Below are 18,097 nucleotides of genomic sequence, written 5' to 3'. Positions count from 1 at the left end.
TTGTCCCCCTCTGTCTATTTATTAAATTCCCCTCAATCGTGTACGGTTGTTAGTTTGATATACAATCTGTAAAAAGCAGAAAAGCTTACAAATGAAATGAGTGATCCCGTAAAAAACGGAATTAAAAATAACGGTCCATTGACACTTACATAAAGAATGACACCACTAGCAATGGCAACTGTTAAAAACAAAATTGGACTGCCTATGGTGATTATGAGAGATTTTTTTAACATACTACGTAATTTCAACTCATAGTGAACAATAATCGAGAAAAAATTGATTGTATAAACGAATAAAACGACACCCATCATTAAAAAACTAAACATAAATAGTACACTTTCATCTTTAAAATAGTAATAATCAATACCCCAGATTAACCACAATCCAGTTAGGAGCATACCCCCGAGTAAACTTTTTTTATAATTTTCTTTGTAGTAGCGAAAGTAAGCTTTAGTGATTGAACTACTATCCTTGCTAAGAACCCAGTCTCTTGCAGATGCAAACATTGCACTAGTTGCTGGGAAAAACAAGAGAGGCATTAAACTAATAAGTGGTACCATTAGAAAAGCTGCTCCCTCTTGTTTTCCCCACATTATATTTACGACGATTAAAACAAGTGGAAGATTTAAGAGGAGCCATAACAAATTAACTACGGCAAATCGACTGATCCATTCACTAACACCATATAAACCACCCATAATACCTTTCATAGAAGCTCCTCCTCAAATCTATTAATCATCCCGGTTATGCCATTCATGCACCCACGCTTTAAATTAAACCCTACTTAAACTACCTAACCCGTTGTATCATCTAATGCAATTATAGGGAAATCGTTTGCATTAAATAGCAAAAAATAAAATTCATAGCTTGTTATCACATGAATTCTATTTTTGCACATAGGTAACACTTGATTCTCTTTCCTCGATAAACGTTGGTATAATTACACTTCTCTTAATAGAGGAAGGGTCTTTTATCTCATCAATCAAACAACGTGCTGACTCATAGCCCAACTGATAAATCTGAGTATCAACAGACGTCATTGGGGGACTTGAAAACTTAGAGATCATCGTGTTGTTAAAAGTGATAATACTAATATTCTCAGGCACGTCAAGATTTAATTTTTTTAAAACTAACAATACACTTAATGCAGACAAGTCGTCGGTAATGACTAACCCAGTAGGTGGTACGGGTAACTTCATCAGCTCATAAACCGCCTGCTTTGCTAGCTCAGGTGATTTTGGACTTCTTACATAGTCTTCTGTAACTACTAGGTTATTCAAACGTATAGCTTCTTTATAACCGTTTGAACGAGCCTCTGCCACTTCAAATTCAGTGTTCCCACCAATAAATCCTATCTTTTCGTGACCAAGCTTGACCAAATGTTCTGTAGCTTCTTTTGCCGCGTAAATATTGTCATTATCTACATAAAGTATTTGATTGATTTGACCCACTGGCTTACCTATAACAACAAAAGGAATGCCACATTCAATTAGATATGGAACAACCTTATCATTCTTTTTAGAGTAGGAAACGATCAACCCATCAACCTTTTTTCCCTGAACCATCTTTGTAACATCCTGAAAAATCGCTTCTTCAGATTCTCCAGTTGTCAGGCTAATACTATAATCCTGCTTATGACAATACGCACTGATTCCTCTTAACACTTCTGGGAAAAAGGGGTCATGCAACGATTCACTAGTGGAATTTTTCATAACGATACCAACTGTTTTTGTAGATTGTTGTACGAGATTTCTAGCATTTTCGTTTAAATGATAGCCTATTTCTTCCATCACTTTTCTTACTTTACGCTTTGTTTTTTCACTGATTTTAGGACTATCCGAGATGACGCGTGAAACGGTGGAGGTAGCAACACCTGCTCGTTTGGCAACATCTTTAATCGTAACTGACAATACAATCACCTTTTCCAATTTAGTAGGGTGCGTTTCCTTCTATTTAACCGCCCCTTCAGATACACCTTCAATAATTTGTTTTTGAGCAAAGAAGTAACCAACAATAACTGGTATTATAGCGATGGTTAAACCTGCTAGCGCAAGATGCCATTGTTTGGTATATTGACCAAAGAAGTAAAACATTTTCAACGGAATCGTCGCGTTATTCTCGTTTAATATTAGAGATGGCAATAAGTAATCATTCCAAATCCAAATAACATTTAAGATACCGACTGTTACGGATATTGGTTTTAATAATGGAAAAATAATTCGTGTAAATGTTTGAAACTTGTTAGCTCCATCAATTGTTGCAGCTTCATCCAGGGTAGTAGATATTCCTGTCATTGCCCCATGGTACAGGAATATGGAAAGACTTGATCCAAATCCTAAATACATAAAAATCAGTCCTGCCTGATTAAGCATATCCACCATACCAAATAAGGAAACGAGTGGAATCATAACGGATTGAAAGGGAATTAACATTGCTGAAACAAATAATAACAAGATAGCGCCACTTAATTTACTTTTATTTCGTGCTAATGCATAGCCTGCCATTGATGAAAAGAAAATTATGATCGCAACACTTACCCCGGTAATTAGAACCGAATTAAATAGTGATTGCATAAAATCCAGATCAATAAAGGCTTCCACAAAGTTTTCAGTCCTTAATTGCTCAGGTAGTCCGAGAACCCCCATAAAGATTTCTTTCTTTGTCTTAAAAGCATTGACAATCATTAGATAAAACGGGGCTAACCATAATAATCCGAGCAATATTCCTAATATTTCTATTATATATAGTTTACGTTTGCTCTCCATTACATGTCAACCTCCCGTTTCTTATTGTAATAAACCTGTGTCAATGCGATTGCAGCAACAATCACGAAAAAGACTACTGCCTTTGCTTGTCCGTATGCCATTTCATTGGCACTAAATGCAGTATTTACGATCTCCATTGCAACCATCTGCGTTGATTCAAATGGACCACCACCTGTAAGTGATAAGTTTTGGTCATATATTTTAAAAGAAGCTGACAGTGTTAAAAACATACTAACCGTAAATGCAGGTGCAACAAGCGGAAATGTTATGTTACGAAAACGCTGAAAACTGCTTGCTCCATCAATTTTTGCTGCTTCAATCAGCTCTTTTGGTATATTTTGTAAATAGGCAATATAAATAATCATTATATACCCAGCCATCTGCCAGCATGTCAGGATAACTAATCCCCAGAAACCTGTGTTGGTAGTAGATAACCAGCCCTGCAAAGCTTCAATGCCAAGCGCATCTCCAATGTCACCAAACACACTAATAAAGATAAACTGCCATATGAACCCTAAAATAAGTCCACCAATTAAATTCGGCATAAAAAAGACAGTTCTTAAAAAATTATTCGTTTTAATTTTTCGAGTTACTAGAATTGCTAAGCCTAAACCTAAAACATTAAGTAATATAACCGTTACAACAGAAAACCCAACTGTAAATACTAAGGAGTTTATAAATTCCTCGTCATGAAGCAGTTTACTATAGTTTTCAAGTCCCAGAAATTTTGTTGCAGTAAGACCATTCCAGTTGGTAAATGAATAAACAGTTCCGTAGAGTAATGGAACGATAACTACAAGAACTAATCCTAATAAAACCGGCGTCAGAAAAAGCCAGAATGAAAGATTTCGATTTCTCATGAGAACCCCTCCGATATTTTTTGCCTATACTCATGATAATAGCTAACAAAACAGCCCTTAGGCTGTTCTGTTAGCTGATTTTCATTAAATTATTCTTGTCTTTCTTCTTCCCATTTAGCAATTGAATCAGCTTCTAATTCTTCCCAAGTCATTTCTCCAGCTAAATATTTTTGCATGTTCGGTCCAATTACACCAGTACCCCATGGGTTACTAGGATACCCAGCAAATATCCAGCCAATTGTTTTTCCATTAGACGCATATTCGTAAATATCGCGTGATAGTGGATCAGAAATTTTAGTTGTGTCATATCCTTCATAGGCAGGGATAAATTTAAAGTCTTCTAGCACTGCTTTTTTACCTGCTTCAGATGTATACATCCAATCTAAGAAATCTTTCGAAGCTTGTACTACAGCGTCATCAGAACTTTTGTTTACAGCCCAATAATTTGGAACGCCTACAGGAATTCTACCTTCGAATCCTTCAACAGGAATTGGCAGTACACCAATGTTTTGAGCGAATTCTGAATCCATTTGCTCAACAGAAGGGAATACCCAGTTACCTTGTTGAATCATTGCTACATTTTGAAGTGAGAAGTGTTCCTCCACTTGTTGTGAATAATCCAGGCTTAACACTGGTTGAACAGAATACTTATTTTGAAGGTCAAGAAATCTTTTCATTTCATCGCCTTTTTCAAACGTAACAGTTTCTGCATTAAAAGCTTTCATTACATCATGGTCAAATTCCGGTGCCAAGAATGCGTTTGCTAAGTGATCACCTAGTACCCATGCTTCTTTTGCAGGAAGCGCGAATACCGCTTCAAGACCTAGTTCTTCTTTTTGGCTATCTATTTTTTCAACAGCTTTTTCTAAGTCTTCATAAGAAAGAATTTCATCTGGGTTAATCCCAGCTTTTTCAAATACTGTCTTATTGTAAATTAATCCATAACCTTCTTGGTTAAATGGTAGACCAAGTATTTTGTCACCTTCAGTTACAGTTGCAAGTGTTCCGTCAAGAGCTGCTTTTGCAGCATCTGTATCAGATAAATCTGCTAGATGTTTTTTATAATCAATAACATCCTGTGGTCCTGTTACGTTAAAGATATCTGGTGCGTCACCTGAAGAGAACGCAGATTTAAGTACTGGTGCATACTCTGTTCCTCCGCCAACTGTTTTAACAGTAATTTCAACGTTAGGATTCTCTTTTTCATATAATTTTGTAAGATCTTCAAACTGTTCTTTAAACTCTACTTTCCCCTGAAAAATATCTACTTTCACTTTATCACCAGACGCTTCGCCTGATCCCTCATCAGAAGATGAACAACCAGCTAAAAGAACACCGGATACTAATAAAGCAGATGCGACCTTTGTATAAAACTTTTTACCTTTCATCCAATCTACTCCCCTTTTTCTTTTTACTGTTCTAAACAGATTTTTCTACGCTAACTATCTATCACTCTACATTTATAAGAAAGCGCTTTATCAAAATCTATTTTTTTAATGGCATGAATCTATCATTGCCATCAAGCATTAAAAAATGCAAACGCTTGCATTAACTAACTGGCTTTATATTATCACAATAATTTTAAAAGAGCAAGTGATCTTTTGATTACTATTTCACGTTAATGCATATCGTATATAGGCATATCACCATCAAATCCCTTTACAGGTGCGTACCTAACTAATGATAGCAAGTAAACTATCAAAGTGAAATTCACTAAATATAGGCAAACGTATGCAAAAATAAAAATAGACCCTCTTGAGAAACAGCTTTGAGAGTCTATTCTTTCTTAATCTGGGTAACAATAATCCCGACTATTATACAAATTGAACCTATTATAATTCCTATTGATAGACTTTCATCTAAAATTAACCAGCTCAGGATTAACCCAAACATTGGCACAAGTAATGTGGATAATGTTGCAGTAACTGTATCAATTACACTTAAAATGATAAACCATACCGTGAAACACAATGCAGATGCTAATACACCTGTGAATAATATGTAATAGATGCTTTCTGGGGTGAAGTTTATCGGGTCCCCCCATTCAGTAATTATTGAAAAGATGACGATGCCTATTGTTCCAAATAACATCTGATACGCATTGACCTGAAGCTTTGGTAAATCTGGCAGCTTTATACGGTAGTAAATATTAGCAGCACCCCAGGACATTGCTGCAACTACTATGAGAACCTCTCCGATAATGGTTTTGATATCCTGTCCACTCCATAAATCCCAACCAAGTATCAGCAGTAAACCTAACATACCCAATCCAAGCCCCAGCATTTTGGCTCCTGTAATCTTCTCATTCAAGAATTTCACAGCTAGCAAACTACTCCAGATTGGCATGGAGTATAAAAGTACAGACGACTTCCCTGCATCAACAAATCGAAGTCCATACATAACTAGTAAAAACACAATTGCTGTCTGTAGGATCCCCAAAACAAATAAGTGCATCCAGTGCTTTTTAGGAGGTAAGCCCTTGCCTATCAAAAAAGTAATTAACAGAAGAACCACTGCTCCTGTTCCAAAGCGAAATGCAGAAAATGTAAATGGACCCATGTAGTGAAGTGACTCTTTCATCAATACCCAGGCATATCCCCATAGCAAAGTGATCATTAAGATTAACAACCATATTACCCAGTTCTTTTTGTCTAAACTTGAAAAGAAAGGAGTACCTTGACCCCTTTTCATCATTTGTTACACCTCATATTCCCATTGTCCAATACTGAACGTTTTTAGTGCATCTCGATCAATTTCAAAACCAATTCCATTTTTAGGAGGCACGTTGATTGTACCATTTTCTACCATAACTTCTGGCTTAATAATATCTTTTTCCCAATACCTTGAGGACCCAGCAGTATCACCAGGTAACGTAAAGCCTTCTAAGGTTGTTAACGCTATATTATGCGCACGCCCCACGCCGGCTTCGAGCATACCGCCACACCAGACCGGTATATTTTTTTCAAGGCACAGATTATGAATCCGCTTCGCTTCTGTTAATCCACCAACGCGGCCAATTTTCACGTTGATAATTTTGCACGACCCAAGCTCGATCGCATGACGTGCATCATCATACGAGTGGATACTCTCATCCAGGCAAATAGGTGTCGCCAGTTCACGTTGAAGCTTTGCATGGTCGACTACATCATCATGCGCTAAAGGCTGTTCGATCATCAACAAACCTAAATCATCTAACTTCTTTAAATGATCGATGTCCTTTAACGTATAAGCGGAATTCGCATCTGCCATAATTGGTGTGTCTGGAAAACGATTCCTTACTTCTCGAAGTATTTCAATATCCCAGCCTGGCTTTATCTTTAGTTTCACCCGCTTAAATCCTTGTTTAATATAATCGTTTATATCTTCGAGCAAATCGGTGACAGTTGGTTGAATTCCAAGACTTATCCCAACATCAATGTTTGTCTTTTTACCGCCAAAGACTTCTGTCAAAGTCAGGTCCTGCTGCTTAGCATACAGATCCCAGATTGCGCCTTCGATTGCAGCCTTGGCCATATTGTTTCGCTTAATAGGCTTGAAAATATCTGTAATATTGTCTGGATGTTCAATTTTGTTTTCTCTGAGTAACGGGATAAGAAATTCTTTCATGACATGCTCGTTTGTACTGGTTGTCTCCTCTGTATACCATGGGCTCGTAAAGGCAACCGATTCACCAAACCCGCTATTCCCATGTGCGTCCACTGCTTCGACGATAAAAAACTCTTTGTTCTGGATTGCGCCGAAGCTTGTTTGAAATGCAAACTTTAACCGCATGTTCAGTTTATGTAAGATTATTTTTTCAATTGACATCCCCATTATGAGTACCTCCTAGGCCTACTACTAGTTGATGACGGTTGATTTAAACCTTGCCAACCGCTCCATTACACCGTAATACAGTGTCAGGTCTAGTTAAACCCCCTCTTTTAGCTTTGTGTTCAAGTTATCAACAAGCTTTTGGCATCGCTTAAAATCCTTTGTATCAGGTTCCAAATCGACTTTTATCCAGTCTTCCATTACATCTGCACCTAATTCTTCAAAACGTTGACCCAATAAGTCAATAGCTCCTCCAAACGTTGTATAAAATGTATCTCCTGAGCCAAAAACTCCAACCAGTTTGCCAGAAATATCAGCGTCCTCTAACTCATCGTAAAAGTCTTCAACTTCATACGGCATGGCTCCATCATCCCATGAATATGTTCCGACCAATAAAGCATCGTACTCCTTTATTTCTTCTACATCTATAGCATCCATATCAAAAGTTTTAATGGAAATAGTGTGGTCATATTTTTGTAGCATATCAGCAATTGCAACAGCAATTTCTTCAGTGTTACCAGTTACACTTGTATATAATAATAAAATCTTACTCATAGCTGCCCCTCCAAATAAAAATCCTAGTCCTAGTTTAATGGAAAACGTCAGTTGTATTCAATGATTTGATGAAGGGGATTGTTTTAACTATGACAATGTTGTGTCATTCACAATTCACATCTGTAAACTGGCATTAATAGTAAATGCTATTTACTATTTTCTGTTAAAAACTGCTAAATCTTACAGCCTTATTAAAACCCCATATCAAGATCCTCTACTAACTGGTTATAAAATTCTTCGATAGCTTCAAGCTTTTCTTGAATTTCAACATTTAACCCCATCTTTTCGGTAACGCTCTGCATAATTGCAGCAGTACTGGTATCCATTAATATTAACTCAGGGATACCTTCAATTCCCTGAAATGCCTTTAACAAATGGGCTTGTATCGTTCCATAATCCTTATTGTTAGATACCAAATCCTGATAAAAGATAAATCCCTTTTCGTGATCTGCAGCCACTATCATTAACGGAAACATTGGCCGTTCGCCCGGATCTTCTTGTACAGGCATGTCAACGTGGAAAACGGAAAATTCAACTGCAACTTGATAAACCTGTTTTATTTTTTTTGCTCGCTTCAAATCGAATTCCGAAACTTCTAATGGTACTTCCAATTTTTTACCCTCTAGCTTAAAATGGTTAAGCGGGACTACTTCATTTTGATACCCATTATCTTTATAAACACGTGCAAATATTTCACCATCTTTGATGAAATTAGGAAGCGCCGTACCTGCCTTGACTTCACGGCATATCTCTAATGCTTGTTCTAAGACTGTTTCGAGCGCTGCCATTTCACTTGTATCAACAAACCATGGATAATAACCAGGTTGGTAACTAATGAAAACAGGCCAAGCCTTTTTACCTCTGAAGGTTACATCGCTGTTCTTCACAAATTGGTAATCTTCCTTACTTAGATCCTCCCTATTTTCAAACGTTAAAAGGATACTTCGTTGTTTTAATAAAAAGTCAAAATCAGGTTCTCCGCCTTTTAAAACTTTAAGTAAGGTTAGCAAACCTTCCTGTCCAATATAAACAGCCAGGCCGAATGTTTCACCGGCCGCACCAATGACCGAACAGTAATAATATTCCCCAGAGTGGGAGTTAACGATGAGAAATGTTTGATCATCTCCCATGTACTGCCATGGCTTGTCCTGATATAAATTTTTCGTTTTTTGTAGTAGGTTATTCACAGAACTATCTTCTGAAATGATAACTCTCACCTCACCAAATCTAATTTTTTTTAACACACTCATATTCTATAACAATTGTGTTAGATATCCAAACTAAGGGAATAGATACAATAGAAATTGTTACTGGAGGGTATAGAATGAAAATATTAAATAATGTACGGTTATATCGTCCGTTTGAGAAAGAATCTCCAGACGATATTTTTCACATTCAAATCGAAGGTGAAAAGATTAAATCTATTGACAAAGGTCTTACAAAAGAAACAGGTACACATGTCATTGACTATGATCAACGAGTAGTTTCAGTTGGATTTAATGACTCACATATGCACTTGCTGCGGTATGGGCTAATGAATAAGGATATAGATTTACGTGTAATCACTTCATTTGAGGAAATGAAAACCTCTGTAACCAACCTGCATAATGAAGAAAAGATGAAGGAACACGACTGGATAGTTGGCCGTGGGTTAATAGACAGTCAATTAGCCGATCTCGACCACGTATTAACTGCAGATGACTTAGAAGAACTAGGGTATAAAAACCCTGCGTTTTTCCTTCATGATGATGGGCATGAATGTGTCGTTAATCATACAGCTTTAAAAATCCTGCAACAAGAACCAGCACTATTAAGGGATCATGAACAATTCATTGAGACTGATGACAATGGAAACTGGACCGGGCGATTCAAGGACACCGCAGTTCACTTTATAAAATTTAATTTCCGTCAAAAAAGCGAAGAAGAAGTTTATGAAGCTGTAGAAGATGCACTATTTTATTTATTATCCAAAGGGATTACCTCTACTCACACGGACGACTTAAATTTTGTCGGAAGCTATGACAGACTTTGGAATGCGTATCTTCGTCTGGAAAAAGTTGGACATTTAAAAATTGACGTCTTTTTACATCATTATATTTATAATATAAATGATTTGAGGAATTTTCTACGATCAACTGATAAACGTACTGGTGATGGTAGTAAACGCGTCAAAGTTGGTGCTATTAAAATTTTCTTAGACGGAACGCAGCGTTTACACACATCTGCTTTACGTCAACCTTATCACGATAAACCAGACACTAGTGGTAATCTGATCTATACACAAGAAGAGTTAGACGACATGGTCCAAACTGCGCATGAAAATGGAATGCAGGTCGCCATGCATGCAATTGGGGACAGAGCGGTAGAGCAAGCAATAAATGCCTTAGAAAAAGTAGATACTTCAAAACTTAGGCACCGTATAATTCATGCGCAAGTACTTGCACCGGATCTATTAGAAAGACTCCAGAAAGTTAAACCTTATCTCGAAACACAGCCTGGATTTATAATGGAGGAGTACAAGCAAACAGTAAAATGGGTCGGAATAGACCGGGAACGCTTCTGTAACCCTTGGAACACAGTTGATAAAATGGGAATTCCATTTACATTAAGTTCTGACAACCCAATTGGTCCCCTTACACCAATAACAGGAATTTTTGCTGCGGTAAACAGGACAGATACAGATGGATATCCCCTTAATGGCGGCTGGATTCCTGAAGAGAGATTATCCATTGATGCAAGCTTTCGGGGATATTCACAAAGTGCGGCAGAACTTGAATTCCGCGAACATGAAAAAGGACGGTTGAAACCTGGATACCAGGCTGACCTTATCATATTATCCGACCATCCAAAAGAAGTAGAGAAAGGCCAATTAGAGCGTATCAAAGTACTTGAGACATGGAGTAGGGGGAAGCAAGTTTTTAAAGAGAAAGAGAATAAAGCTTTAAGTGATTTATTCGCTAAATATTCACAATCTCTTCATAGAAAATGATAGAATGAGGTAAGAACCTATTGAGAGGAAACTTAGGATGCAAAGAGTTTTAATGAACGTTCAGACCGCCTATCATGGCGAAATACTGCGAGTTGGTAAAGCGTATGAAATTGATGATGCCATAGCAAAGCGTTGGATTGCCAGCAAAATTGCTCAAAAAGCAGAAAAAGAAGCGGATGATCACGAGTAGTGATGATTCGCTTCTTTTTTATTATATTAAACTTTCTGGGAACAGTCCATGCACAAAAATAGGCTTGGTTTACATACGTTTCTTAAGAAATCTAATTAAAGGGAGCTGTATCCATGTATAACAACACAAATCATTCAATGAACGCGAATGCGATGGCTGGAAAATGACGGACATACACATATTATAAAAGGCTTCACACGAGCATCTACAAGTTAACATTAATTTGTATCGTGCAAACGCTGAAGCTCATCTCTGGATACTGAAAAATCAATTTCCAAATAAACTGTTTTCCCCTTATGCTTCACTATAAAGAAGAGGGGGCTACAGTGGTTTTCTATTTAGTTTTTTTCCAAAGCTCATTATATGTCTCCACACCGCATACTACAAATAACTTTGCGTCTTCTGGTACTTTTTCACCGAGCTTTTGATTAATTGTTAAATCATTTCGGTCTGCCAAAAGTGTTGCACCTTTTTCTAACAAAGAAACAAATGCATCCTTATATGTAATCCAATCTGGATCCGGATTAATCTGGTAAATATTCTGGCCATCCAAATCACTGGTCAGTTTCGTATAAATGGCACTTGACCCATGATAACGGGATGCTTTAGCCATAATCCTGGAAAATGTCTCGTCGGAAATAACAAACTCATCAACATTTGAATGTTTGAAGTTATCGATATGCTTTTCTTTCTGTACCTCTACTATCGTGTAGATATTACGCTCAAGCTCAACTGCTAATTTTTCTATAGAAGATGCAATCAGCAAACTCTTCCCGTCCGATAAAGAGGAATCGTGTATTCTATCATCAGAAAAAACCAATACTGACGTTGCTTTAATAACGTTCGCATCAATTAAGGTTTCTCTATCTTCAGGATGCCCCTGAATAAAAGTTACATCATCGTGTTTAAATGGCGTTTGTGGAAGGTCGGCAACAACCACTATTTCTTTACCGTCTTCATCATTTAATAACTCTTTCAATGTACTTTCAGTTCTCTCACTCCAACCAAGTAAAACATAATGATTACTTTTGTTGTATGGCAATTTTCCTTCCTCCCTTAACGTCTTATATAATGAAAATAAATTTACAACTTTACCAATCACAACACCCATTAGACCTATGCCAATTGCGTAAAGAAACATTGCGAAAATCCTGCCCTCAACTGTGTGTGGGTAGATATCCCCATATCCAACAGTGGTAACCGTTGTCATGACCCACCATAGTCCTTCAAACGCACTTGGAAAGGTTTCTGGTTCCAGGAAATGAATGAAAAAAGAGCTGAAAATAAGTACTCCAATAACAATAAAAAACAATCTCACATTATGAGTCTTTTGGCTAATTTTTGGGTAAAGTCTGGTAAGAAACCATATCATATGTACATCCTCCTCACTTTTTTATTAATAGTGTTAGTTTAACGTATTTTTTAGAAAATGTGTACAAAACGAAAAATTAATTCCCTTAGAAAACTTGGCTTATGGCGAAATCACTAATTGCAAAAGGCTCCTTTTATAAGTTTTGTTGCTTTTTAACTTCGCAGTTGATATAAAATGCGACGTCGTGACTTCTTTTGACGCCGTTCCGGCAGAACACTTCTCTTTCCGCGTGCACGGCTCAGTCTCCTCAGAAGCAAAGAACGCTTCTTCCGGGGTCTTCGGACTCGTGCTGTTCTAAGCAGGAGTCTATGTATTCTGCCTTCACTAAGATAGAAAAATACAAATTACCCCTATGTTAAATGGGACTCCTTCTCCCTTGAAAAGAAAGCTATCTAAGCTGCGGAAAAATGCGAGACTCCAGTGGGAAAGGAACAGTCTGAAGACCCCGCAGTGAGCGGTTTATGCTCCGAGGAGGCTGAAGCGTTCCCCAAGGAAAGCGAGTGTTTTTCCGCAACGCTGGATCAGCACCAATCTAATAAATGGTGGTAGAAAATCAATTCAACTGTTACGTCGCAGTCTATAGATTTTATGTCAAAAACAACAATCTTTTTAAAAACAGTCTTGCAGAAAAAAGCTTACTGCATATAAATACCACAGTGGAAAACTACACTGTGGTATTTCCTATCTATTCTTCTACCTTTAAGTTAAAGTCCTGTTCACACCATTCAGCAAAAATACGGTAATCTTCTTCAACTTGATTTTTGTAATAAAGAGCTGCTGCGGTAAGCTGCGAAACAAAACCGTCGTATTCAGCACCAATTGCGTTAACAATTTCTTCTTCACTTTCATGTTCAAAATGAAATTCATCAGCACGTGCATGTGCCTTTGCTGTGACTTTGCCCATCACTTCTACAGTCGTTTCCATATTTTCGATATCTTTAAGCTCTCCTGGATCAACTGCTTCATCGTAAGGAGAATTCTCACGCACGTAAAAGTCATGGTCACCAATTGAGAAATAGCCTAAATATGGGTCCTGCAGATACTGCATGGCCTTTTGTGCGGTTATTACCCGCTTTCCCTGGTTGAGAACGCTATCTGAGAACAATTCATCGTATGGGAAAAAATGATTTGGTGCTGGAGTCCGGGCTTCTTTCGCCTCTAGCACAAGATCTCCACTATCCCCGTCACTATGACCATCAATTAAAATATAATAACGCTGAAGACCGATTGAACCCGTGCCAGCCCCAAGCTTTTTGACAACATCTTTAATTTCATAAAATCCTTCTCTTTGCTTGTTATCGGGGTCAAGTGAATCAATGTATTCTGGCCATGCTTGCTCAAGTTTTTTCTGTTCGTCTTCTGTCAGATGCTTCAGTCCTTCTGATTCGTGAAATCTTCGCTCTCCACTTTCTACAGTTGTTACCGCGTCTAAAACAGCATTCACTTCACGTTCTGGCAATCCTTTTAATACATTTTGGACAGGTCCCTCTGTATTTTCTTCATGAAACATTAACGTTCCCGGAAGCTCCTCTCTGTCTACAAAAGAAAGAAGCTGTTTATAATAAGCTTGTAAATATACCTTGATCAACCTGAGTTGACTTTCTTCATCATACCCAAGTTCATCACTATACAAAGCAATACTCACTGCCATTCGATAAACATCATAAATATAGGAACCCAGATACCCTTCATCAAAATCGTTTGTGTTATAGACGACTTTTCCCTCATTATTCTTAAAAGCACCGAAGTTTTCAAAGTGTAAATCCCCTTGCAGCCACGTAGGTTTGTCATCTGGTGTATGGTAGGCAAAAGGGATACGAGTAGCATCATAATAAAATAGAAATGCACTCCCCCGATAAAATTGAAATGGACTTGCCAGCATTTTCTTATACTTTGTCCGTTGGTTGTCATAATTTAACTTTAGCAATTCTCCGTCAAACTGCATTAATACCGCCTTCACTGTTTCCGTACGCAGACGTTTTCGTGTCAACAAGATGTGTTCCATCATTTTGTTTGCCATTTTAATTCCTCCGTTTCCTTGTAGCTTTATTTTCCCATAAAGCAATTGTCACTACCATTTTACACCTTTCACGAATCTATTTCAGGTTAAACGGACCGTAGAAAGAAAACTACAAAAAGAGATTCCCCACTACTGAAGAATCTCCTTATACGTTTTAATCATTACTATTTAATCCATCACAACTTTGTTTTCGCTATTTTTTTATCCAGATCCTCATATCGATAATAGTCTATCGTTTCATATAATTCTTCCCGGGTCTGCATGTTTTGTAAAGAGTCCTTTTGTGTACCTTTTTCATGTATTTCAAAAAAAACTCTTTCATATGCTTTTGCAGCTACACGCAAAGAAGTAACAGGATATATTACTACATTATACCCAAAATCCTCAAATTCCTGTGCATCATAATAAGGAGTTTTTCCGAATTCAGTCATATTAGCCAACAAAGGAACGCTAACGCTTTGTTTAAACAGTTCAAATTCTTCCTTTTTCGTCAACGCTTCTGAAAAAATCACATCTGCTCCGGCTTGAGCGTAGTTATTTGCCCGTTTAATTGCACTATCCAGTCCTTCGACACCTAATGCATCAGTTCTGGCTACAACCACTAAATTAGGTGAAACCTCCTTGATGGCTTTAATTTTCTGTACCATTTCCTCACTTGTAATTAATTTTTTACCATTCAAGTGTCCACATTTTTTTGGTAAATCCTGATCCTCAATTTGAACAGCCGCTACATTAACTTCTACCATTTCTTTAGCAGTTTTAACTGCTTGCAAAACACCACCATAACCTGTATCAATATCTACAAGGAGTGGTAGATCAGTTGCACGAATAATATCCTTTGCCCGTGACGCTATTTCTTCTGAGTTTACAATCCCTAAATCAGGTAGACCTTTACTTGCGGTGTATGCTGCACCAGATAAATAGATTGCTTTAAACCCAACTTGTTTTGCGATTAAAGCAGCCATCCCATCGTGAACTCCTGGTACCTTTAAAATTGTCCTGTCTTTAACCAGTTCAAGAAAATCCGCAGCTAGCTTTTTTTGCGTAGAATGTTCCTGGGTTAACCAGCTCATTGTATGCCTCCTCTTATATGACTAATTTACTCATGAAATTATGAACAGACGTATTTTTTAATTCTGGAAGATCCTGACACAATGCATAAATTTGATCAGCTTGTTTTTCTGGAAATCTGGTTTCAAGATTTGTTTTAAATTTACTTAGAAGCTTTGGAATTCCTTCTTCGCGACGAAACCGATGACCTAATGGATATTCTCGTATAACTTTTTCTGTAGAGGTACCATCATAAAAAAAGACCTGAACAGCATTTGCAATAGATCGTTTTTCTGCATCAAGGTAATCCGCAGTGTACCGCTCATCTTCATTCACTTTCATTTTGGCACGAAGCTGATCAATTCTTGGGTCATTGGCTGTTTCTTCTTCATAATGATCTGCTGTCACATTTCCAAAAAGCAATCCGATAGCTGTTATATATTGCAGGCAATGGTCACGATCTGCCGGGTTAAATAATGGGCCTGTTTTATCGATGATTCGGATGGCAGACTCGTGGGTTGTAATGACAATTTCATCAATCTCATCAATACGATATAATAGTTGATGATGCAATTGTACGGCACATTCTGCAGCAGTTTGTGCATGGAACTCTGCGGGATAAGATATTTTAAACAGAATATTTTCCATGACATAAGAACCGAAAGACTGGCCCAAAATTAATTTGTTTCCATTAAACAATACATCTTCAAAGCCCCAACCTGGTGCAGATAAAGCCGTTTTATATCCCATTTCACCATTTACAGCCATTAATGCTAGACGTACCCCACGGCTTGTGGCATCCCCTGCAGCCCAAGACTTTCTCGAACCTGCATTAGGAAAATGACGATACGTCCGTAAGCTGGAATTATCAATCCAGGCATTTGAAACAGCATTGATAATTTCTTCTTTCGTACCACCCAACATCCCTGTGACAACAGCAGTTGTAGCCACTTTCACAAATAAGACGTGGTCAAGTCCCTGGCGATTCAAACTGTTTTCAAGTGCCAGAATCCCCTGAATTTCATGTGCTTTTACCAGTGCAAGTAAGACGTCTTCCATTTTCAAAGGGTCTTCTCCATTAGCAATATTTTTCCTGCTTACATAATCTGCAACGGCCAGTATTCCCCCCAAATTATCTGAAGGATGCCCCCATTCCGCTGCCAACCAAGTATCATTATAGTCAAGCCAGCGAACAATAGTACCTATATTAAATGCGGCATGCACTGGGTCTAATTCAAACTGAGTGCCTGGCACCCTGCTCCCATTGGGAACTATTGTACCTGGTACTATTGGCCCGAGATGTTTCGTGCAGGCAGGATATCGTAAAGCAAGAAATCCACATCCTAATGTATCCATTAAAACATGTGCTGCAGTTTTTACTGCATCCTCGCTATCAATTTTGTGATCCAAAACATATTCGGCTATATCTACTAATAATTTGTCAGTATCAGACTCAATTTTATTCAATCTATTTCCCCCTACCAGTAATAAATTGCTGCTAGTATTGATATAAACATAATGACAGCACTTGAAAATGCTCCAATGATATATTGCTCTTTTTTCGTGAATACACCAGTTTCATAGGCGTAAAAAGTAGTAGGTGAGTGCATAGGTAAAATCATAACACCACCAATAATCATAATGATCATAAATGTGAGTTTTTCCGGGTTCACTCCAACTAGTTCTGCATATGAAATAACAATTGGAAAAATTACAATCATAGCCGATGAAGGTACAACAAATACTAATCGTATTAAAAATACAAAAAAGGCAATCGCTAATATTTTCACAACTAGTGACTGATCAGGTGATACAACACTAATCAGCTCTTTTGCTAATACATTTGCAGTTCCGTTTTCAGACATTAACATACCGAGTGAAAATGAGGATCCCAGGAGTAAAAAATTTTCCCAATCATAATTACGTATTACTTTATTTGTGATTATGTTTATCCCTGGGAGTGCGTACAGTACAATTAAAATCATTGGTGGTAATAACAATGGAACCTTGTCTTGGTCTGTAATGATCCATGTAACTATCATTATTAGAAATGTACTTACCACTAGCCAAAACTTTGGTGAAAGCCTCTCGCTTTGTCCCTCTTCTAAGGCAAGAGCATCTTTCTTATCCTGAAACCAATCGTCGTCTGGATGCGTTTTTTTTAAGAACTGCCAGACAAAAACAATAATTATCAGAGACCCTATCCATAATGGAGGACCTATATGTAGTAACCAATCTAACCACCCAACTTCAGCCACGTTGTAGTCCCTTAATAATTGTGATGCAAGAATTGGGAATCCACCACCTGTGAATATGATCATGGTGGCTTTTTGATTTAACATTCCAATCACATACATACAAAACTTTTCAAACAAACTTTTATCTGGAAATCCATAGTAATCGTTTAGTTTTGTGACCAGTGGATATAACATCTTAAATCTAGCAATTGCTGATGGTAACAATATTGGTAACATTAGAATAAAAAT

The 18,097-nt window shown here is 37.5% G+C and carries 16 protein-coding genes; 2 read left to right on the top strand and 14 right to left on the bottom strand.

Annotated features, from left to right (window positions below; genetic code table 11):
* Positions 1-32: 32 nt before the first annotated feature.
* From ACOI1D_RS02680 to ACOI1D_RS02640, 9 genes are all read right to left on the bottom strand, one after another.
* The gene (locus tag ACOI1D_RS02680) at positions 33-710 is read right to left on the bottom strand and encodes a YesL family protein (RefSeq protein ID WP_422499033.1); all 678 of its coding nucleotides are present in this window, start codon (positions 708-710) and stop codon (positions 33-35) included.
* A gap of 174 nt (positions 711-884) precedes the next feature.
* Entirely contained in the window at positions 885-1,910 is a 1,026-nt protein-coding gene (locus ACOI1D_RS02675) for a LacI family DNA-binding transcriptional regulator (RefSeq protein ID WP_422499150.1), read from the bottom strand.
* 39 nt (positions 1,911-1,949) lie between these two features.
* Positions 1,950-2,765 carry a carbohydrate ABC transporter permease gene (locus ACOI1D_RS02670; RefSeq protein WP_422499032.1) on the bottom strand — a complete coding sequence of 272 codons (816 nt, stop codon included), beginning with the start codon at positions 2,763-2,765 and terminating at the stop codon, positions 1,950-1,952.
* The gene (locus ACOI1D_RS02665) at positions 2,765-3,625 is read right to left on the bottom strand and encodes a carbohydrate ABC transporter permease (protein WP_422499030.1); all 861 of its coding nucleotides are present in this window, start codon (positions 3,623-3,625) and stop codon (positions 2,765-2,767) included. The genes ACOI1D_RS02670 and ACOI1D_RS02665 overlap by 1 nt, the downstream gene beginning before the upstream one ends.
* An 89-nt stretch (positions 3,626-3,714) precedes the next feature.
* The gene (locus tag ACOI1D_RS02660; protein ID WP_422499029.1) at positions 3,715-5,013 is read right to left on the bottom strand and encodes an ABC transporter substrate-binding protein; all 1,299 of its coding nucleotides are present in this window, start codon (positions 5,011-5,013) and stop codon (positions 3,715-3,717) included.
* A gap of 388 nt (positions 5,014-5,401) precedes the next feature.
* A complete protein-coding gene (locus tag ACOI1D_RS02655) occupies positions 5,402-6,319 on the bottom strand; it encodes a DMT family transporter (RefSeq protein WP_422499027.1) in 918 nt (305 codons plus the stop codon).
* A 3-nt stretch (positions 6,320-6,322) separates the two neighbouring features.
* Positions 6,323-7,432: an o-succinylbenzoate synthase gene (gene menC, locus ACOI1D_RS02650; RefSeq protein ID WP_422499149.1), complete on the bottom strand. Its 1,110-nt coding sequence runs from the start codon at positions 7,430-7,432 to the stop codon at positions 6,323-6,325.
* A 99-nt stretch (positions 7,433-7,531) separates the two neighbouring features.
* Positions 7,532-7,990: a flavodoxin gene (locus tag ACOI1D_RS02645; protein ID WP_422499026.1), complete on the bottom strand. Its 459-nt coding sequence runs from the start codon at positions 7,988-7,990 to the stop codon at positions 7,532-7,534.
* 191 nt (positions 7,991-8,181) lie between these two features.
* A complete protein-coding gene (locus tag ACOI1D_RS02640) occupies positions 8,182-9,177 on the bottom strand; it encodes a DUF7309 domain-containing protein (RefSeq protein ID WP_422499024.1) in 996 nt (331 codons plus the stop codon).
* Between the two features lie 137 nt (positions 9,178-9,314).
* On the opposite strand from ACOI1D_RS02640, the gene ACOI1D_RS02635 reads away from it, so the two are divergent.
* Entirely contained in the window at positions 9,315-10,979 is a 1,665-nt protein-coding gene (locus tag ACOI1D_RS02635; protein ID WP_422499022.1) for an amidohydrolase family protein, read from the top strand.
* A gap of 37 nt (positions 10,980-11,016) precedes the next feature.
* Positions 11,017-11,169 carry a hypothetical protein gene (locus tag ACOI1D_RS02630; protein WP_422499021.1) on the top strand — a complete coding sequence of 51 codons (153 nt, stop codon included), beginning with the start codon at positions 11,017-11,019 and terminating at the stop codon, positions 11,167-11,169.
* 334 nt (positions 11,170-11,503) lie between these two features.
* Here the strand turns inward: ACOI1D_RS02630 and ACOI1D_RS02625 are convergent, their stop codons facing one another.
* From ACOI1D_RS02625 to ACOI1D_RS02605, 5 genes are all read right to left on the bottom strand, one after another.
* Complete coding sequence (locus ACOI1D_RS02625; protein WP_422499020.1) at positions 11,504-12,541, bottom strand: potassium channel family protein; 1,038 nt, start codon at positions 12,539-12,541, stop codon at positions 11,504-11,506.
* A 685-nt stretch (positions 12,542-13,226) separates the two neighbouring features.
* The gene (locus tag ACOI1D_RS02620; protein WP_422499018.1) at positions 13,227-14,561 is read right to left on the bottom strand and encodes a DUF2252 domain-containing protein; all 1,335 of its coding nucleotides are present in this window, start codon (positions 14,559-14,561) and stop codon (positions 13,227-13,229) included.
* A gap of 176 nt (positions 14,562-14,737) precedes the next feature.
* Positions 14,738-15,634, bottom strand: a complete 897-nt coding sequence (gene prpB, locus ACOI1D_RS02615; protein ID WP_422499016.1) for a methylisocitrate lyase — start codon at positions 15,632-15,634, stop codon at positions 14,738-14,740.
* Positions 15,635-15,647: 13 nt separating this feature from the next.
* On the bottom strand, positions 15,648-17,078 hold the full coding sequence (locus tag ACOI1D_RS02610) for a bifunctional 2-methylcitrate dehydratase/aconitate hydratase (RefSeq protein WP_422499014.1): 1,431 nt from the start codon (positions 17,076-17,078) through the stop codon (positions 15,648-15,650).
* An 11-nt stretch (positions 17,079-17,089) separates the two neighbouring features.
* Positions 17,090-18,097, bottom strand: a 1,008-nt coding sequence (locus tag ACOI1D_RS02605; protein WP_422499013.1) for an SLC13 family permease, incomplete at its 5' end; no start/stop codon positions are given.

It is taken from the genome of Virgibacillus sp. DJP39 (assembly GCF_049310925.1).
In the GTDB taxonomy this organism is placed as follows: domain Bacteria; phylum Bacillota; class Bacilli; order Bacillales; family Amphibacillaceae; genus Virgibacillus_F.
Note: the sequence above shows the minus strand (reverse complement) of the source record. Positions and strands in the feature narration are given on the sequence as shown.